This window comes from Moritella sp. 36, assembly GCF_018219415.1.
Classification (GTDB): Bacteria; Pseudomonadota; Gammaproteobacteria; order Enterobacterales; family Moritellaceae; genus Moritella.
The window spans coordinates 1,357,820-1,376,676 of the sequence record NZ_CP056120.1 but is presented as its reverse complement, the minus strand read 5'-3'; the positions used below and the strand labels follow the sequence as shown (position 1 = coordinate 1,376,676).

General features: G+C 38.7%; 17 protein-coding genes. 6 read left to right on the top strand and 11 right to left on the bottom strand.

What is annotated here, in order from left to right; translation table 11 throughout:
• Nucleotides 1–87: 87 nt before the first annotated feature.
• Nucleotides 88–462 carry an MmcQ/YjbR family DNA-binding protein gene (locus HWV03_RS06205; RefSeq protein WP_211674570.1) on the bottom strand — a complete coding sequence of 125 codons (375 nt, stop codon included), beginning with the start codon at nucleotides 460–462 and terminating at the stop codon, nucleotides 88–90.
• A gap of 367 nt (nucleotides 463–829) precedes the next feature.
• On the opposite strand from HWV03_RS06205, the gene HWV03_RS06200 reads away from it, so the two are divergent.
• The 3 genes from HWV03_RS06200 to HWV03_RS06190 are packed head-to-tail and all read left to right on the top strand — an operon-like array spanning nucleotide 830 to nucleotide 3,647.
• Nucleotides 830–1,648, top strand: a complete 819-nt coding sequence (locus HWV03_RS06200) for a metal ABC transporter ATP-binding protein (protein WP_211674569.1) — start codon at nucleotides 830–832, stop codon at nucleotides 1,646–1,648.
• Nucleotides 1,645–2,505 (top strand): metal ABC transporter permease, encoded by an 861-nt coding sequence (locus tag HWV03_RS06195; protein WP_211674568.1) that lies wholly within the window; start codon nucleotides 1,645–1,647, stop codon nucleotides 2,503–2,505. Before HWV03_RS06200 ends, HWV03_RS06195 begins: the two co-directional genes overlap by 4 nt.
• 44 nt (nucleotides 2,506–2,549) lie before the next feature.
• Nucleotides 2,550–3,647 (top strand): metal ABC transporter solute-binding protein, Zn/Mn family, encoded by a 1,098-nt coding sequence (locus tag HWV03_RS06190; RefSeq protein ID WP_255547095.1) that lies wholly within the window; start codon nucleotides 2,550–2,552, stop codon nucleotides 3,645–3,647.
• A 109-nt stretch (nucleotides 3,648–3,756) separates the two neighbouring features.
• Here HWV03_RS06190 and HWV03_RS06185 read toward each other — a convergent pair whose 3' ends face one another.
• From HWV03_RS06185 to HWV03_RS06175, 3 genes are all read right to left on the bottom strand, one after another.
• Complete coding sequence (locus HWV03_RS06185; RefSeq protein WP_211678955.1) at nucleotides 3,757–4,860, bottom strand: nickel/cobalt transporter; 1,104 nt, start codon at nucleotides 4,858–4,860, stop codon at nucleotides 3,757–3,759.
• 25 nt (nucleotides 4,861–4,885) lie between these two features.
• The gene (locus HWV03_RS06180) at nucleotides 4,886–5,554 is read right to left on the bottom strand and encodes a DUF1007 family protein (RefSeq protein ID WP_211678954.1); all 669 of its coding nucleotides are present in this window, start codon (nucleotides 5,552–5,554) and stop codon (nucleotides 4,886–4,888) included.
• A gap of 146 nt (nucleotides 5,555–5,700) precedes the next feature.
• On the bottom strand, nucleotides 5,701–6,117 hold the full coding sequence (locus tag HWV03_RS06175) for an Lrp/AsnC family transcriptional regulator (RefSeq protein ID WP_211678953.1): 417 nt from the start codon (nucleotides 6,115–6,117) through the stop codon (nucleotides 5,701–5,703).
• A 187-nt stretch (nucleotides 6,118–6,304) separates the two neighbouring features.
• Here HWV03_RS06175 and lysA point away from each other — a divergent pair, with 187 nt between their 5' ends.
• Together lysA and HWV03_RS06165 are read left to right on the top strand one after the other, a co-directional pair.
• Nucleotides 6,305–7,705, top strand: coding sequence for a diaminopimelate decarboxylase (gene lysA, locus HWV03_RS06170; protein WP_211678952.1), 1,401 nt, complete (start codon nucleotides 6,305–6,307; stop codon nucleotides 7,703–7,705).
• Nucleotides 7,706–7,832: 127 nt separating this feature from the next.
• Entirely contained in the window at nucleotides 7,833–8,489 is a 657-nt protein-coding gene (locus HWV03_RS06165) for a Qnr family pentapeptide repeat protein (RefSeq protein ID WP_211678951.1), read from the top strand.
• A gap of 233 nt (nucleotides 8,490–8,722) precedes the next feature.
• Here the strand turns inward: HWV03_RS06165 and HWV03_RS06160 are convergent, their stop codons facing one another.
• Entirely contained in the window at nucleotides 8,723–9,262 is a 540-nt protein-coding gene (locus tag HWV03_RS06160) for a porin family protein (RefSeq protein ID WP_211678950.1), read from the bottom strand.
• 583 nt (nucleotides 9,263–9,845) lie between these two features.
• On the opposite strand from HWV03_RS06160, the gene HWV03_RS06155 reads away from it, so the two are divergent.
• Complete coding sequence (locus HWV03_RS06155) at nucleotides 9,846–10,475, top strand: SHOCT domain-containing protein (RefSeq protein ID WP_211678949.1); 630 nt, start codon at nucleotides 9,846–9,848, stop codon at nucleotides 10,473–10,475.
• 92 nt (nucleotides 10,476–10,567) lie between these two features.
• Here HWV03_RS06155 and HWV03_RS06150 read toward each other — a convergent pair whose 3' ends face one another.
• From HWV03_RS06150 to HWV03_RS06125, 6 genes are all read right to left on the bottom strand, one after another.
• Nucleotides 10,568–12,511, bottom strand: coding sequence for a bifunctional diguanylate cyclase/phosphodiesterase (locus HWV03_RS06150; protein WP_211678948.1), 1,944 nt, complete (start codon nucleotides 12,509–12,511; stop codon nucleotides 10,568–10,570).
• Between the two features lie 5 nt (nucleotides 12,512–12,516).
• Complete coding sequence (locus HWV03_RS06145; protein WP_255547175.1) at nucleotides 12,517–13,149, bottom strand: transglutaminase-like cysteine peptidase; 633 nt, start codon at nucleotides 13,147–13,149, stop codon at nucleotides 12,517–12,519.
• Nucleotides 13,150–13,251: 102 nt separating this feature from the next.
• A complete protein-coding gene (locus HWV03_RS06140; RefSeq protein ID WP_211678947.1) occupies nucleotides 13,252–13,848 on the bottom strand; it encodes an OmpA family protein in 597 nt (198 codons plus the stop codon).
• On the bottom strand, nucleotides 13,848–15,260 hold the full coding sequence (locus HWV03_RS06135; RefSeq protein ID WP_211678946.1) for a TolC family outer membrane protein: 1,413 nt from the start codon (nucleotides 15,258–15,260) through the stop codon (nucleotides 13,848–13,850). The genes HWV03_RS06140 and HWV03_RS06135 overlap by 1 nt, the downstream gene beginning before the upstream one ends.
• Nucleotides 15,261–15,297: 37 nt before the next feature.
• Nucleotides 15,298–16,665 (bottom strand): HlyD family type I secretion periplasmic adaptor subunit, encoded by a 1,368-nt coding sequence (locus tag HWV03_RS06130; RefSeq protein WP_211678945.1) that lies wholly within the window; start codon nucleotides 16,663–16,665, stop codon nucleotides 15,298–15,300.
• Nucleotides 16,662–18,839, bottom strand: coding sequence for a type I secretion system permease/ATPase (locus HWV03_RS06125; RefSeq protein ID WP_211678944.1), 2,178 nt, complete (start codon nucleotides 18,837–18,839; stop codon nucleotides 16,662–16,664). Before HWV03_RS06125 ends, HWV03_RS06130 begins: the two co-directional genes overlap by 4 nt.
• Nucleotides 18,840–18,857 lie beyond the last annotated feature (18 nt).

The window sequence follows — 18,857 nt, the reverse complement described above, 5'->3', positions numbered from 1 at the left end:
AGACTAGAATTATAAACGTGCTCCAGATCACACTTTTTAATCGATTAACAACAGAGTAAGTTATTTATAATCATCTGAAATTAGCCATTATTCTTTTTCAATATAGGCTAGTTCATCCAATTCCAGCTGTAATTTTTTAGTCAATTTACTCACAACTAAAGCATAAGATTGACTAGCTAAGTTTTCGATCATCCCTGCTGGTACATCCCCTTTAAGCTTTACGGTTATCCAATGTCTTTTGTTCATATGATAACCTGGGCTAATCGCCATAAATTCATCTACCAACACCTCAACATCACTCGGCTGAGCCTTAAAATTTACACTGCATCCAGCTTCATTTTTTGTCAGAAGAGCAAACATCTTACCCATCACTTTATAGACCAATACATCTGGTCCAAAGGGGTATCCTTGCTGGGCGGCTTTTAAATTATGGAGGTAATGTTCTAAATGCGCTTGTTCCATCTCGCTATCATCCTTAGCATATTATTTACTGACATGATGTCTTGGGATTAGTATAAGTTCAGTATCACACCCAGCTTGTTTAAACTCAAGTTAGGCATAAACATGCATAATTGTTTTGTTATAACATAACATTATTCTTGCACACCTATATTGTTATGTTATAACATTGCTTCAAATTCAATTGAAGTATTAGAAATCGATATAAAATGCCAGCATTATCATCTTATACACCAGAAAATAGTCATGCAATAAATCAAAGACAGCGATTATCTTTACTGCTATGCAGCCTATTCTCACGCCTTGCTATCTCTGCCATCATCACTGTTTTTCTGTGGTCTACTCTGTTTAAATTCATAGGGTAATGACCATGATCAAAATAAATGATTTAAGCGTTGCTTATCAGCAAAATCTCGCACTGAGCCATATAACAACCACCATTGACAATGGGGATTTAGTCGCGATTGTAGGGCCTAACGGTGCCGGAAAATCAACCTTATTAAAAAGTATCATGCAACAAATGACCGTAGAATCGGGCTCTATTGAGCTTGGTCACTTAAGTTTAAACAACATTGCCTACTTACCACAAACGAATCAGATTGATCGTAAATTCCCTATCACAGTGACTGAGTTTGTTTCTGCTGGCGCTTGGCAACGTTGTAGTTTTTGGCGGATATTTAGTCGTAAGGAACAGCATTTATTACAACAGGCATTAGCAAAAGTAGATCTAGAAAATATGGCTGAACGTCAAATAAGTCAGTTATCTGGTGGACAATTTCAGCGCATGTTATTTGCTCGCATGCTATTGCAAGACGCTGATATCCTGCTACTTGACGAACCATTTGGTGGCATTGATGCACAAACGACTGAATTATTAATGCGCGTGATTAAGGAATGTCAGCAACAAGGTAAAACTGTGATCGCTGTTATTCATGATCTGGCGCTGGTACAACGTTATTTCCCTTCAACACTCCTAGTTGCAACCACACTGATCGCAGCAGGAAAAACAAAAGATGTGCTTACCCAATCACATTTGATCCAAGCGGGTTATCAACATTTTGCCCATTGTGCTGTTCATAACACGTTTAATAATCCTTTTCATAGCCCTATACATAACATCCCAGACAGTAGCACTAACGAAAACACTGTGGCTTCTGTTTCAGCTGGTATCGAGAGTCAAGCATCATGAGTGCACAGTTATATGAATTATTTATCGCACCTTTTTCCGAGTTTGTATTTATGCAACGGGCATTATGGGGAATTCTCGTACTTAGTATTAGTGCCACACCGGTCGGCGTATTTTTAACACTTAGGCGCATGAGTCTAACAGGCGATGCAATGGCACATGCCATTTTACCTGGTGCTGCGATTGGTTTTCTTATCTCGGGTTTATCTGTCACTGCTATGACGATAGGTGGTATTGTCGCGGGCTGTGTTGTAGCTGTATTAGCTGGCATGGTGGCACGCCATTCCAATGCCGAAGAGGACTCAAGTTTAGCCGCCTTCTATCTACTTTCACTCGCGATCGGTGTATTAATCATTTCGGCTAATGGTAGTAATGTGGACTTATTACATGTGCTGTTCGGTTCAACGTTAGCACTTAATGATGATGCTTTAATACTACTCACCATTATCGCTACAATCTCTATTTTAGCACTCGCGATACTGTATCGTCCTTTAGTCATGGAGTGTGTTGACCCTCACTTTTTTAAAACCATCAGCAAACTGAGTGCTGTTGCTCACTATGGTTTTTTACTACTTGTCGTGCTCAATTTGGTTGCTGGTTTTCATGCATTAGGTACATTAATGGCGGTTGGTTTAATGATCCTACCCGCAGCGATTGCCCGTTTTTGGTCTAATCGCTTAGGTGGCATGCTGTTCGTGGCTTTTATCACAGCAGTTATCAGTGGCTATTTCGGTCTATTTCTTTCTTACCATGCAAGTTTAGCAACCAGTCCCGCGATTGTACTGGTACTCGGCATACTTTATATCATTTCATTAATATTTGGCCGTCAAGGCGGATTAATCTTTAAAAATAACAGCTAGAAAAAACTCAACGCGTTAATATCTAGCCCTATAAGGACAATAACATGTTTAAATCAACCCTTACTTCCTCCATGATAATTCTTGGTTTAAGTACCAGCAGCGCAGTAATGGCTGAGCAAAAAATTGCTGTCATCAGTAGCTTTTCGATTCTAGGCGACCTTGTATCAGAGGTAGGTCAAGAGCATGTAAACGTGACAAATTTAGTTAAAATTGACGGCGATGCGCACGTATTTAATCCGACACCTCAAGATGCTAAAGCAATATCCAAAGCACAGCTAGTTGTCACGAATGGATTACAATTTGAAGGCTGGATGCCACGTTTAATTGAAGCGGCTAACTACCAAGGCGTGCAAGTTGTTGCAGCTAACGGTATCGAAGAGATCAGCACAAAAGAAGGCCATAGCTGCGGACATGCGCATCATGACGACGAGCATAAACATCACGACAATGAACATAAACATCATGACGACGAACATGAACACCATGACGACGAACATGCACATCACGACGACGAACATGCACATCACGACGACGAACATGCACATCACGACGGCGAGCATAAACATCACGACGGCGAGCATGAACATCACGACCATGCACATCACGACCATGGCGATATAGATCCTCATGCTTGGCATAGCATAAAAAATGTAAAAGTTTACGTACACAATATCGCAAAAGGCTTGATTCAAGTAGATCCTGAAAATAAAAATGACTATCAGCAAAATGCGAAAGACTATATTCAAAAACTAGATAAATTAGAATTAAAACTAAGTGCTCAACTTGCGACGGTACCAGAAGCGCAGCGTAAAGTGATCACCCCACACGCTGCATTTGGTTACTTCGCACGTGACTTTAATGTAACCTTCTTAGCGCCGCAAGGAACCAGTACCGGATCAGAAGCAAGCGCAGCGGATGTAGCCGCATTAATTAAACAAATTCGTCACGACAACGTAAATGCTGTATTTATGGAAAACATCGCCGATAATCGTCTAATTGAACAAATAAGTCGTGAAACAGGCGTTAAAGTTGGTGGTAAATTGTATTCAGATGCGTTATCTGCTGCAGATGAACCCGCAGCAACATACTTAAAAATGATGCAATATAATGTTGATACGATCGTGAATGCGTTGCATAAGTAAAATCTATATCTAAACTACCTCAAGATACTATCTTTGAGACTAATTTGGATATAGCAATAAAAAAGCCCGAAACATAATATGTTCGGGCTTTTTTTATTACATTGAACAATTAAAACATCGGAGACATACCTGCAGGTCTCGATTCAAGTAATAACATCCCCAATAATATTAATAATAATCCACCAATAATTGGCACAATAAATTTAGCTATTTTGGGACTATTTTTAGAACGTTCTTTTCGTTTTCCTGTCGCTAAATAACGTCTTACAGCTTGCTTACCGGTAATGGTCATTATCGCAATAGTCGATGTGGTAAGCGCAGTACCTAACGCCATGACCACAGCACTGACAATACCAAGCCAATAAATATCAAGCATATTAGCAAACAACAACACCATAATTGCGCCCGTACAAGGACGAATACCAATACTCAAAATAATAGTTAAATACTCTTTGAATGAAGAGGCATCGTTAATTAGCTCTGGAGCCACGACATGTTGATGCCCACAGCCACAATTATCATGGTGCTCGTGATCAATAAGCGATGAACTTGCAGGAGCAGCGTACTGAGCAACAGATACCGATGGCCTCACAGGTGTTAATCGTTTAATCACCCTATCAGAGCCATTCGATACGCCTTGATTTTCTGTATCCTTGTGCTTTTTAATTACACGATACATCAAGACTAAGTTACTAAAAATAATAACAATACCTAATAAAATGACAGTATAAAAACTTAATGGAATGAGCAGTTCTGCTTTCTGATTAACTTCACGCATCGATGCATCAAATAGCATTAATAATACAGATACTAGCCCCACAGCAACTAAGGCCTGCACAAGCGAAGACACAAGCGTGATAATAAGGCTTAACTTCACTTTAGCTTCTTGTGTCGCAATATAAGTTGTCACAATCAATTTACCATGACCTGGTCCAACGGAGTGCAAAACCCCATACATAAAACTAAGTCCGATCAGTGATACCCCTGCCATTAAACTTTCATTTTTAGCGGCGTGTAATAATTCACTCAACTCATTATTTATCTGTTTTTGCCACTGCATACCAGTGGTAATAAGTGTTGGCCAAACCTGCCAAAGCACATAACCTAAAGCAAAAAATAAAGAAATCATGCCAACGAAACCAAGCATAGGTAACAAAGGCGACTTATTTGTATTTCCCTTAGCCATTCGGCTATTCGAAACTAACGGTGTCATTATTTATCCTTGTATAAAAGTAACGTTAAGGTTGGCAGTTGATAATGGCAGATTGAGTGAATAATTCGCCAATCGCATTATCTCTCTCAGCATCAACAGGTAATGACATAACATACGCAAGTTGTTCAGACGTAGGTGTCGCTTCAATAAGAGACAATTTACAATATTGACTCAGCTCCGGAGAAAGCTGAACTGCATTTTTTGCAGGCCAACTCATATCAACATAATAACTTGGATCATAAATAAGTAACTTGAGTGATTTATCAGATAGCACAAGGGGCTCTGCTAACGGTAGATAAAACTGTAGCGTCGCCTTTATTTTGTCTTGCACTAAAGTACCCTCTTTCGCGAGTGCATACTTAACTGGCTTCCCCCCTTCATAAAAATAGGTAAGGTAATGATTAGTCGTCATATTTGTCATAATCGAATCAGCGAGGTCCTGTAACGTCTGCGCTTTATTTTTAGCGGAGAGATCCTCGCCATCTAACATGTAAGCAGAAGTCATTGCATCAAACTCCCATGTCATTAAAAATCCAGTGATCTGCTTTCCATCTCCTTGGATCTCTGTTTTCATATCAATCCACGAGTGTGGATGAGCAGTACTATTCATACTCATTAATACACCAATGAGCATAATCGCCACTTGCAATAAGCGCCCTATGTACTTTAGTTTTAATACATATAAAAACATCATTTCAACTCTCAAACAGTAAACGCCAAATAGTCTAAAAACCATATTTCCACACAAAAATAATGATTTTCAACACCCCAGCGTATGTTATAACATAACAATGTCATTATAAAGAATGATTAGGATTAATATCGTAAATTAGGGGGAAACTAAACTAATGTATCTAATACACTAAACGTTTGGAGTTTATCTAAGTCAGGTAATGCTGCAAGTAGCTCTCTAATCTGCGAAACGCGTGTCATAGACTCCGCTTCGACATATACAATTAAATCGGTATCACCGCACAAAGTATGCGCGCGGGTTATTTCACCAATACCCTGTAAATACGGCGCAATTGACTTTGCATCAAATGGTCTAAATGTAAGTTGAAAATAGACCACCACTTTTGCCCCTTCAGCACTTCTCACATCGATGGTATAACGTAGGATAACGCCTGAATCTTTCAAGCGTTGGATTCGATCATTAACGGCGGTACGCGATAATCCAATGTCCTCACCAATGCTGGCAATTGAACGTCGTGAATTAGCAACGAGTGCATCAATAATTGCTTGATCGAACTTATCCATAAGTAGCTCTGTTTATATCTTATAAAACAGCTACTTTACACTTATTCATTGCTTTAACCAAGTTAAACACACGGCAGACAAAATCACCGTAATAACGATATTTTGTCATATCAAAACGTTATTTTCACATTGTGCATAATACCTCACTTAATTATCCTATTAGTTCATCAGCAAAAGGATTTAAGCCATGACACAATTACCCCCTCAACTGCGTTATTTACCGAATGTACAACAACAAGCATTATGGCTAGAAAATGTATCAATTCAGCAGTTAGCATCTCAAGTCGCCACGCCTTTTTACTGCTATTCGAAAGCTGCACTACTTAATAATATCCATGCTTGCAAAGCCGCATTTGAACCAGAAAATATCCATATTCACTACGCCATGAAAGCGAACAGCAATCTGTCATTATTACGCATTGTCGCAGAACAAGGATTAGGTGTTGATATTGTCTCTATCGGCGAAATGCGACGGGCACTCAGCGCCGGATTCAAAGCTGAAGATATTGTCTTTTCAGGCGTAGGTAAAACAACTGCAGAACTCACCGAAGCCGTACTTGCAGGTGTCGGACAATTTAACCTTGAATCTAAAGAAGAATTAGCGGTTTTAATCACAATTGCAGATAAATATCAACAGCTGGTTTCTGCACTCATTCGCGTCAACCCAGAAGTCACTGTTGATACGCATAAGCACATCACTACTGGTGCTAAAGGCAATAAATTTGGTGTTAACTTTAGCGATGTATTACCTATGTTAGAAACAGCTGAATATTCGCCGTTCTTGAAAATAAATGGGCTGGCAATGCATATCGGTTCACAAATACGCACAACACAACCTTACTTAGATGCGATAGCTAAAATACAGATATTGATAAACGACCTTAAAACACAAGGTTACTCCCTAACTCAGCTTGATCTCGGTGGCGGCTTTGGAGTTCAATATAAAGACTACCAACGACTTATTCGTAATACAGTACAACAAGGACAAGATTATTTAGCGTTTAGTGATTTTGCTAACGCGATAAAGTCTGCCCTAGCTCATTGGCAAGGACGCATTAGTATTGAACCCGGGCGCTCATTGATGGCCGATATCGGCGTAATGGTATGCGAAATAACGTATATAAAAGAAAGCCGACCAACATCATTTATCGTATTAGATGCGGCAATGAATGATTTAATGCGTCCAGCGCTGTATCAAACAACCCATGCATTAATACCCGTACAGTCACCTTCTAGCTCATTGCTAACCAAATACGACGTAGTCGGCCCTATTTGTGAAAGTACAGATACATTTTCCAAATCAGCATCGCTGCCAACTGATTTAGCCGCTGGAGACTTAATGTGTTTCTTATACACGGGGGCTTATTGTGCGGTGATGAGTAACAGTTATAACAGCCGTACAATTGCAGCCGAAATTTTAGTGGATGATGACCAAGCGTACGTGATCAGACAGGCGATTACCCAAAATGACTTAATGGTATTTGAACAACACAGAACGTTAATTCGAACAATACCTAAACAATCTGTAGAGGTTAATATAATTCTTCCTGCTACGCGGCCTCACTCGCCTAACAAAACGCAGCTCTGAGCGCTGATTTGACAGCTTACACTTGCGATTTGAGCGATCTCAAGGTAATGATTTAAAAGGGTTTTCTTTTGTTGTAATTTTTAATGCAGATGATAGTCTTCTGATCTATTCAACACAAGGGGGATTTATGTCAGAAGATTACGAAGTGTTTAATGAAATTGATTTTTCTAATCAGGATTTGAGTGAGTCTCATTTTAAGCGTTGTAAGTTTTATAGATGCGATTTTGGTAGTGCTAATTTAAGAGAGGCTCGATTTGTTGATTGCATTTTTATAAAACAGGGTGGTATTGAGGGCTGTCATTTTAATTATAGCGATCTACGCGATTCATCTTTTATAAACTGTCAATTATCAATGTCTAATTTCACTGGAGCGAAATGTTTTGGGGTCGAATTTAAGGATTGCGATCTAAAGGGGGCTAATTTCATACTCGCTACTTTTTCAAATCAGGTAAGTAATAGAATGTATTTCTGCTCCGCATATATTACGGGATGTAACTTATCCTACGTGAATTTTGAACGGCAGTGCATAGAGAAATGCGACCTCTTTGAAAACAAATGGATTGGCGCAAATCTACAAGGTGCTTCTTTAAAAGAATCTGATTTAAGTCGGGGTTCATTTTCAGAAGGTTGTTGGAGTCAATTTCACATGCAGGGTTGTAACTTAAGTCATTCGGAATTGAATGGATTAGATCCTCGTAAAATTGACCTTAATGGTGTCAAAGTCTGTGCTTGGCAGCAGGAACAGTTACTTGAACAACTCGGACTAATTATTTTACCCGACTAGTTATACTTTATGCGTGTGTAGTGGTTATTTGAATTAAGCCTCCGACTATGAAGGGAGGCTTTTTTCTCCTAATATAAATTCATCAATGCATACCCGATTTAACATTTGAAGGTTATATGTATAACGATGATCGGGTTTGGTAATGCTTGTTCTGAACTTACATAATATACGTTATGTGAATAATACTTATGGAGTATTATAAGGTTAGCTATACCACTACAATCAACTTTATTTTAAAAATGATAACTAGCACCTACATAAACGTTATTCATCTCAAGGATGGAATTTTTACCGTACTGGTAACCTAAATTAATACCTATCCCAGAGTTAAAGACTATTTCCCAGCCGAGTTGTAAATCGACTCCAACCTCACGCTCGGATTTATCTACTTTATTTAGGGTATAGTCAACTTGATAATAACTAGCGCCCAATTTAGTATAAAGAGCATTAGAACTATTTAAAGGGTATTGACCATATAGTGATAATCGAGGACCAGAAAACTCCGTAACGTTAAGCTCAGTGAATGTTCCGGTAATACCACTAAATATGCCTCCTATACTGTCAACATAACCAGCGTCAACACCTATATTTTTAGTCATCATTCGTCGATAATATAGATCATAGGTAAAATTATCACCGTCATTAGCGGTATGATTTTTAAAATTAAATTCTTGTGTACCATAACCGAGCGTTCCACCAAGAACATTATCATCCGCATTGGCCATCGCAGACATAGTAATCAAAGGAATTAAACAGCAAAGAAGTTTTTTCATAGAGTGCGGCCCGTTAAATATCATAACTATCATAACCTTATCAAACTTACCTAATAATGAACACATGAACGGGGGGATATTTTAAACGCCCCCAAAATCTACGCAGCCAGTTAAAGAAGCTATCACGGTAACATACTACATATTAAGTAAATCGTAGTTAAGCGTAGGCCATTACGCCAATATTTTATATGGCAGTAAAATTCATAATAACCGTCAACTAAGATTAAAGTATCATCAAATTTATACTTCCTCAAACTTTTAAATTCCTATACATGAACAGTATAACCTTACCTTCCCACCATACGATCTGCTCAATAAATACTAATATAACGGCTAAACTCTTTGGCAGCTAAATTACTCTACATATTGATTAGTAAGGTATAATCACACATCAAGTTCAATTATCAACGGTAATTACATCCATTTAGAGATAATAAGTTTGTTTAATGACTTAAAAGCTAAGTGTAATAATATTTTAAAAACTAATCACATTCCTGTATGGTGATGCTCAATAAACTGCCTATTTACATTGTCTGTAATTACAGTGTAAACAACACCATTTGTACGACATCAGGGAATAGTTATGAAAATTATCAGCCAAAAAATACGTAAATTATTATTGGTTATCGCGTTACCAGTATTAGCCTCGGGCTGTGCAGGCAATATCGAAAAACTTAATGCAGATACTGAGTTTGGCCCTGCGCCACAAGCATATCAACAAACCATTAAGGATTACTTTGCAGAAGAGTTAAATAACCCTGAAGTCGCTGAGTACGTGATTAGCGAGCCGATGAAATTTTATCGTTCAAAACCATCACTTGCTGGTCTTGGTGGCGGTATAAAGTGGCACGCTTGGGTAGCTGAAGTCGGTATTCCAGGTAAAGCAATATACAAATTCCTATCGGGAAGCGACAACGAGCTTGTTCATTACTATGTTCGTTTCAACGGTAATGATATTGACACTGTATATGAAGGCAATGGTTATACTTCATTAAAAAATGAAACTGGTTTCACTGTTGGTGAATACGCAACAATTGACAATATCACCCTTACTGCAGAAACAGCAAAAGTAATTGAAGATGAAAAAGCAAGAGAAGATGCAGAACTAATCAAAAGCTTCGAATCGATTCGAGAGTTAAACAAGCTGTATAAAGAAGGTATTATTACCGAAGAAGAATATAGCTTAAAGAAAAAAGCAATATTAAAAATATAGTTATTAATTTAACTGCTGTAAATCCAAAATAAAAACCGGAGTATCATCCTTGATACACCGGTTTTTATTTATCATTAATTTATCGAGTATGGTTAACTTAAGTGATCACCTGAATTATTAATGACATCTTCCGGTGAAGAAATATAGCCCTGATAACCTTGAGCACGTAATGGTTTTATTCTATCTAGTTGCTGCTGATTTTCTATCGCAGTGATGATCACATCAATACTTAACCCCTTACCAATATTAATCAAAGCACGACATAATTCATTGTTTTGTTGATTATTACTGTAGACAGACAAGGATTGATCTAATTTCACATAATCAGGTTTCAATTGTTGTAGATAACTTAATGACCCCATTTGGCGACCGCAGTGATCAATACCGAAATGAGCGCCGTATCGACGAACAATACTCGCTAATTGCGAACTCTCATGAGGATTATTACTTGCAGAAGACTCGGTTATTTCAATATATATTTGTTCTGCTGAGATCGTATTTTGTAAAAAGTGCGCTAACCACGAATGAAACGTCGGATCGAGCAAACTATCCTGAGTTAAATTAACTGCTACAGGCTCTTTATTTAGATCAAGTATATTTTGCGAAATTAAGCTTTCTAATAAACATCGGTCCAGTTGACTGCCTAACGATAATAGCTCAACGTACGGCATAAATTGGCCAGCTTTAACCTGCTGACCATCAATATTCAGACGACAGTAAAGTTCTCGCTGCAACACTTCACCACTATCCATCTGTAAGATAGGCTGCCATTGAAATACAAACTGATTATGATTAATCGCCGATAATAAACGTTTACGCCATTCTTCTCGGTTAAATTCATGCTGGCAATGACTATTGAACCAGCTACTCGTCTTATTATCGATAAGCGCTTGTTGCAATGCGTTATCCGCTTGAGCGAGCAATTCAGAAGGTGTCATCTCATCATTACGCTCCGTTATGCCAATCGCAAAATCACTATTAGGCATACAACCAGCTTTAAACATTTCTTGATTAATTAAACGAATAAGCGCCTGTAAATAAGACGCTATTTTCTGATGATCACCTTTGGTTATTAAAAACGCAAACTCCGTATTTGAAATACGAGCAATAACACATTCAGCAACATCCGGTAATTGCTCTGTCATGCGGAATGCGAGAACTCGGATACTTTCATCACGAACCTGATAGCCATATTTACTGTGTACTTCATTCAGCCAATCTAATTTAGCTAGCAATAAGCCACCATAACCAGGATCTGTTAGCCAACTTGTGACTTGCCCTGTTAAATATTGTCTATTTGGTAAATTCGATACACGATCAACAAGGTTATCATGCTTTAAACTATCGACTTCATCGTCCAAGGTTTGAAATACTTGTTTGAGCTGTCCCGACATCGAATTTATTGCTTTTACTACTACACGTAACTCTGCAGTAGCAGGTAAGTCCATATCAGGGTTAAATACCCGCTGTGATATATCACTAGCATGGCTAGCAATATCATGTAACGGCTTAAGTAAATATTTAAGATGAAAATGTAATACAAAAATAGATATCAAAAATAAAAGAGAGATAATCAATAACGTATTATTCATTACCCGCCACAATTCACGATAACCTAATCCAGGATGCGCTTCTATTTTTAATTTTGCGAGTTGTAACCAACCCGATTGAATTAAACTTTCTTTGGTTTGAACCTCAAATAATCCAAGATCAATGAACCACTGTGGCACCCCTTCAACGACAATTGGATTTTCCCATGATTGCTGCTTTTGATCGGCAAGCCAAGTTAAATTAACCTTACGATAAAAACCACCCTCAAAAATGACATTTACCAAAGTCTCAACCGCAGCGATATCACCCGTTTGTAAATGTGGTTTTAACATCAAACTTAATGATGTAGTGGTGTTATTAAGTTCAGACTCCATCTGATTAGCCATGAAATCACGTGTTTCTGTAAATTGAAAATACACCAGACTCGACATTACTAAGACAAATAAACCAAATAATAATGAATAGATCTGTTTAAACAAGGTCATTAATTTTACTCCAAACTCAGCTTAGGTTGCATCATACTGGACACGCCCATTCGCTGATTTAAATTACTCCAACGCTTTAATCGCTGTGATTTACCGGCCAAAATTCCTTGGCCCTTTTCTTTGTTCAACCATAATTGCTTACCGTTAAAACTGTATACAGGTAATAAATCATTGCGTTGATCTGCAGGCTTTATTTCGCCATCAATGTTATCCAAAATTAATGGGATGGAGCCAGGTGTAGGATAATAAGCGACAACCATATGGTATTGATTTAGAGTCAATGACTTCACCATAGTGATACGCATTTTTTCATCTTCAATACCTACCTCTAATAAGCTAAAATATTTCGCAATAGCAAAATCCTCACAATCCCCACCATTAGCACCGATAAACTCCAATGGAGTAGCCCAGTAATTTTCTTTTCCCCAAAGCTTAATATCATCAATAAATATCAACTGATTAAAAAAACCATTGACCTTATTCAGTTTATCTTCCAATGGAAGCGCCCTGCTTGATGCCATAATCTGTAGCCAAGTACGCCCTCTGAGAGCAGCTCTTTCACCATAATTTTTATCTAACGCAATAATAATGTCTTGATCATTTAAGCGCGCAGTTGGATTTGCAGATAACTCCCACAACCAACTAGAGAAAAATAAAAATATAACGGCTACACACTTATGACCCACTTTATTTGGCACTACACTAACCTGTAACAATATGACTATGAATAGATATAAGCATTATTTATCAACACTGTAAATATTCCATTTCATGTCTTTAGTCGTGCTTTCACTCGTAAGCTCAGCCACAATACGTCTATTTTTGGCATGTGCGCTTTTCGTATTACCATCATCGAGTATCCGCTCAAAGCCATAGCCAACCGCAGACACTCTGGATGTCGCAATACCAAAATTATTCACCAAAATGTTCATCACAGCTTGTGCACGCTCTTGAGATAAACGCATATTTAATGATTTACTGCCTAATTTACTCGTGTGTCCTTCAATAACAACTTCAGTATCAAGGTGTTTTTTCATAAAATTGGCTAACGCTTCAATATCACCAAAATATCGTTTACTCACGACTGCCGAATTACTGGCAAAGTTAACTTTTAGCTCTTGCCTCACTTTATTAATAATATCAGCACCACAACCATAATTATCCACTTTAGAACCAGCAAAAGAAGCAGGGCATTTTTCTCGACTTGTGATAACACCATCGTTATCAGCGTCACTCAAATCCTGCAGTTGAATCTGTGTATTATCTGCCATATCAACAATAGGTGTCGTACATGCCATTAATAACAATGACGAAATCAAAACAATAATATATTTCATTACTTAACGCCTCCAGCATATTCATCTTCACCCATCCAAATATCAGGTCTGGTTACCCGTAATGAATCTAATAATTGCCCTGTCGCATTTAATAAACGATAACGTGCAATTATTTCACTAAATTCTGCATCAACAAATTCTTTACGAGCTTGAAATAATTCATTTTCAGTATCAAGTAAGTCCAATAGGCTACGTTGACCTAGTTTGAATTGCTGTTCATAAGCGGCTTGTGAATCTTTCGATGCCACAACATGCGCTTGTATATAATATTTTTGTTCGTTCAATAGTTCATATGCATTCCAGGCTAAGTTATACCCTTCCGTCACCTGACGGTATGCACTTTGATTTAGCTCACTCGCTTCTGTAATTTTATAAGCCATTTCCCGTGCGTACGCTTTATCACGTCCACCTGAATATAAGTTATAAGAAAAGCGTACCATTGCGACTACGTCATTGTTATGACCGCCGACACCCGATATGCCATTATGCCCATCTTCACCATCAAGATCGTTGTTAAAGTTAGCATCAACCTCGAACGTTACTTTCGGATAGTAATTTGAATTTGCTGCATCATACTGATAATGAGCAGCAGTTATGTCATTAGTCGATGATTTAATAATTGGATGGTTCGCTAATGCTTGGTCTAAGCCTATTAGCCTATCTGTAGGTAATAAATCTGCGTCAGGCACAGGGACAACAAGGTTATCAGCGCGTTGCTCTGTAACACGATAAAATTGCGCTTCTGTATCGAGGTAATTGTTCTTTGCTGAAATAACATTAGATTGTGCTCGAGCCAAACGACCTGTAATTTGAGAAAGATCAGCAATACTCCCTAGCCCAGAATCTGTCCGTTGTTTTATCTGACTATAAATGGTCTTATGCGTCGTTAAATTCTTTTCCGACAATACTAAGATCTGCTTTGCTTTTAATAAGTTAGTGTACACTTTCGTTACTTCGAGTGCTACGTCTTCCGCGGTACTGAATAACCGCCATTGCTCAGCACTCGTTTCATGAATCGTACGATTAACATCGCTCGATGTTTGAAAACCACTAAACAAACTTTGCTTTAAGCTAATACCAAATTCACCACGGCGTAGTTCTTCAGTGTTATCGTGATCATTGACATCACTCTTTCTTGTCCCCGGGCTATCAGTATATTCATAGCCATAACCCCCTGTGAGATCAATACTCGGTAAATACCCAGATGATGCTTGCTTAACCTGTTCTTCACGTACTTTAAATTTACTAAAGGCGATGCGGATTTCAGGATGACTGCTTAATGTCAGCGCAACAGTTTGCTCTAACGACTGGGCATTGCCCATTGTCGGAACAGCCATAGCTGAGCACATTATCGCGAAATAAAGAAAACCCTTATAGCCTCTTTGTTTCGAGTAAAAATTAGTCGGGTTCATGTTATCTCCATTTTTATTATATGTTTTCAATAGCAATTTATAACTCCCTAAGCGCCATTGCTTTAGCCCTTAAAACAGGATTCAATATATATTCTAATACCGTACGTTTACCTATCATCACATCAACAGATGTCATCATACCGGGAATTATTGGCATATCCTGATTACCCTGAATATCGGAAATTTTAGTGCGGACACGGATAATATAAAAACTATTACCGTCTTCATCCTGAGTTGTATCCGCACTTATGTGCTCAACAACCCCTTTTAAACCACCATAACGGGTAAAATCATATGCAGTAATCTTCACCACTGCTGGTAAGCCCAGATGAATAAAGGCAATATCTTTCGGTTTTATTTTGGCTTCAATCAGTAATTTATCTTCGGTTGGTACAATCTCTAGTAACACCTGGCCCGGTTGCACAACCCCACCCATAGTGGTGATATGTAACGTTTTGATAGTCCCGACTACAGGTGAAATGATTAATGCTTTCTCTACCTTATCCTTAACCCCAACTTGCGCTTCAGTAATACGTGAGAACTTACCTTGCAATTCATTTAACTGCGCTCGTGCATCAGCACGATAATTAAGTACCGCTTCACGACGCTTTAACACCGCTTCTGCCATCACCGATTTTAATTTTGGTACTAATAAACGAAGAGAATCAAGCTCACCTTTAATGCTGTTAACACTCCGCTCTAACTTGAGTAACTCCACCTCAGGTACTATGTTCTTTTTCGCTAAAGGTCGTGTCAATTCAATTTCCCGCGAAGCCAATTTATAACTTATTTCCAAGGTTTTTATTTTTGACTTTAATTCCCTGCTTTCTTCATAACGCTGTTGAATTTGCTGAGCCTGAATAGCAACCTGATTGCTAAGACTATCTAACCGAGCCTGATATTCATCTTGTTGACGCACGACTAAATGCGGTAAGTTCTGCTTTAAATCATCAGGAAATATCAAGGTTTTTTTAGCTATCTTAATTTGTAATTGCCAGTCTGGAACATCGGCAACCAAGATACTCGTTAACTCACTGCGCAAACGAATAATATCCGCCCGCAAGCTATCAACTTCTTGACGTTGTTGTGCTAAGTCGGCTCGAAAACGTGTATCATCAATTCTCGCCAGTGGCTGATCTTTACTGACTATCATGCCTTCAGTTACATATAACTGTTGTAAAATACCACCATCTAAACTCTGAATAATCTGGATCTGCGAAGAAGGTACAACCTTACCCATTCCCGTTGCCACTCGGTCTAATTTGGCAAAGTAAGCCCATATAAGAAAGCTAAGTACAAATGCAGCCAACGCCCAAATAGTTAATCTGTGAACCTGCGGCGTTTGCGCTAACATAGCACCGTACACATCATCAGCCATCTCTAGGTCTTGCTTACTAACCTTCATTGCACAGCTCCCGGAGTCAGCAGTCCATTTTTCAATTTATTTAAAATAACCTCTTTATTGCCATCAGCAACCAAATGACCTTTATCTAATACTATGATCCGATCCACTAACTGTAATAGGTGCATTTTGTGCGTGATCAATACTAACGTACGATCTTGTGCGGTAACGTTCATGGACTGGATAAACTGCTTTTCTGCTCGCGCATCCAAACTTGCAGTAGGTTCATCAAGTAATAATATTTGAGGTTCGTTTAAGATCGCGCGCGCTAAAGCGATAGATTGACGTTGACCGCGAGATAACGCTTTACCGCCTTCACCGACTTGCTGATCTAACCCCTGCGAATCAAGATCTGTAAATATATTGACCCCGGATAATTGTACTGCGCGAATAAGCTGATATTCAGTTACTTGTTTAGCACCAAACAAAATGTTTTCGCGAATAGTACCGTGAAACAAGGTTATATCCTGTGGTAAGTACCCAAAGTTACGGCGCAAATCACTTGGATGGATCTGCTTGTGATTCATGCCGTCATAGTGCAAGCTACCCGTGGTCGGCAGATATAAACCTAACAATAGTTTAGCGAGGGTACTTTTCCCTGAACCATTACGCCCTATCACAGCGACTTTTTCACCAGGTTTAATCACTAAAGACAAGGGGTATAAACTCGGTTTATCGATGTCAGGATAGCTAAAACCAAGTTGTTCTAAACTGATATTACCTTCAAGTTTACGACGACTAATCAAATGTGCTTTGTCTTCAAATTCATCTTTCTGCGCCATGATCGCATCAAGTTGACGCATAGCACTCACGGTTTGATTAGAGCGAGTCATTAATGAGGCTATTTTTGCCATCGGTGCTATTGCGCGGCTCGATAACATAACAGCAGCAATAATAGCGCCCATCGAAATAGCATTATCCGCAACTCGATAAACCCCTAAAACCACCACACCAATTACCGATACTTGCACAATAAAACTTGCAACGTTAGACACGGAATTGGTTAATACTTTAGATTTAAGCTGCCAGCTAGAAATATGACCAAGCATCTGCTGCCAACTGTTTTGCACCACACCTTCTGCACCGTTGGCTTTAATCAGCTCTAATACCGATAAACTTTCAATTAAATGACCGTGTCGTAGACTAGAAAATTTATTACTTTCTTCAATTGCATGACGTAAACGTGGCTGGACAAGTAAGGTATAACCTAGGATAAGTAAGGTCGCAATAACGGAAAAAACCACGAGATCGCCAGCGACAAGCCAAATAATAAACATAAATAACAGTGCAAAAGGCAGGTCAACTAAGGCAGTTATCGTCGCCGAAGATAAAAACTCCCGCACACTGTCAAATTCACTGAGCTGCTTGGCCATGCCTCCGACACTGGCCGCGCGTTTTTCTAACGGCATGCCAATCACTTTAGCAAACAATTTAGCAGAGGTTTGTAAATCAATTTTCTTACCTGCTACATCAATAAGGTAACCACGTAATTGCTTCATGATAAAGTCAAATATGTAAGCGATGGTCGCACCAATCGCTAATACCCAAAGTGATTCAAAAGCTAAATTCGGTACTACTTTGTCGTACACATTCATCACAAATAACGGGGATGCTAAAGCAAATAAGTTAACCAAAATAGACGCGACAATAACATCACGATATATCGGCGCAGCAGACTTAATTGTTTCCCATAACCAATGCTTTTTAGTTTCATGTAGGTGTACATCAAAATCACGGTCACCATGATATTGCTGCTTAATCAAAAACAGATAACCAACATAGATCGCTTCAAGTTCAGTGATCGTTAATGATATTTCACCGCCAGTTTCAGGCATTGAAATAATGGCTTTATCTTGACTAAAATCCAGTTCCTGTAATACGCAGGCTTTTTGATCTTTTAATAACAAAATACACGGTAATAGCATACTCGGTAATTCATTCAGACCTTTTTGACTGAGTTTAGCACTCAGGCCCGCACGACCAGCCGCTTGTGGCATTAACTCGGGGGTAAGATTCGAACCCGATATAGACAGGCCAGCAGTGAGCGCATCTGCAGAACAGGGATTGCCAAAGTGCTCAGTGAGCAAAATTAAGCAATCCAGTAGTGCATCCTCAGTAATATGCTGAGAAGCTTTGATTGTCCACTGTGTCTTATTTGCAGTCTTAGTCGAGTCCACGTGTAATATTTCCCTCAA

Bases quoted from the DNA above. Each gene is read 5' to 3' on its own strand.
- HWV03_RS06205 (WP_211674570.1), bottom strand. From the start codon at position 462: ATGGAACAAGCGCATTTAGAACATTACCTCCATAATTTAAAAGCCGCC.
- HWV03_RS06200 (WP_211674569.1), top strand. From the start codon at position 830: ATGATCAAAATAAATGATTTAAGCGTTGCTTATCAGCAAAATCTCGCA.
- HWV03_RS06195 (WP_211674568.1), top strand. From the start codon at position 1,645: ATGAGTGCACAGTTATATGAATTATTTATCGCACCTTTTTCCGAGTTT.
- HWV03_RS06190 (WP_255547095.1), top strand. From the start codon at position 2,550: ATGTTTAAATCAACCCTTACTTCCTCCATGATAATTCTTGGTTTAAGT.
- HWV03_RS06185 (WP_211678955.1), bottom strand. From the start codon at position 4,860: ATGACACCGTTAGTTTCGAATAGCCGAATGGCTAAGGGAAATACAAAT.
- HWV03_RS06180 (WP_211678954.1), bottom strand. From the start codon at position 5,554: ATGATGTTTTTATATGTATTAAAACTAAAGTACATAGGGCGCTTATTG.
- HWV03_RS06175 (WP_211678953.1), bottom strand. From the start codon at position 6,117: ATGGATAAGTTCGATCAAGCAATTATTGATGCACTCGTTGCTAATTCA.
- lysA (WP_211678952.1), top strand. From the start codon at position 6,305: ATGACACAATTACCCCCTCAACTGCGTTATTTACCGAATGTACAACAA.
- HWV03_RS06165 (WP_211678951.1), top strand. From the start codon at position 7,833: ATGTCAGAAGATTACGAAGTGTTTAATGAAATTGATTTTTCTAATCAG.
- HWV03_RS06160 (WP_211678950.1), bottom strand. From the start codon at position 9,262: ATGAAAAAACTTCTTTGCTGTTTAATTCCTTTGATTACTATGTCTGCG.
- HWV03_RS06155 (WP_211678949.1), top strand. From the start codon at position 9,846: ATGAAAATTATCAGCCAAAAAATACGTAAATTATTATTGGTTATCGCG.
- HWV03_RS06150 (WP_211678948.1), bottom strand. From the start codon at position 12,511: ATGACCTTGTTTAAACAGATCTATTCATTATTATTTGGTTTATTTGTC.
- HWV03_RS06140 (WP_211678947.1), bottom strand. From the start codon at position 13,848: ATGAAATATATTATTGTTTTGATTTCGTCATTGTTATTAATGGCATGT.
- HWV03_RS06135 (WP_211678946.1), bottom strand. From the start codon at position 15,260: ATGAACCCGACTAATTTTTACTCGAAACAAAGAGGCTATAAGGGTTTT.
- HWV03_RS06130 (WP_211678945.1), bottom strand. From the start codon at position 16,665: ATGAAGGTTAGTAAGCAAGACCTAGAGATGGCTGATGATGTGTACGGT.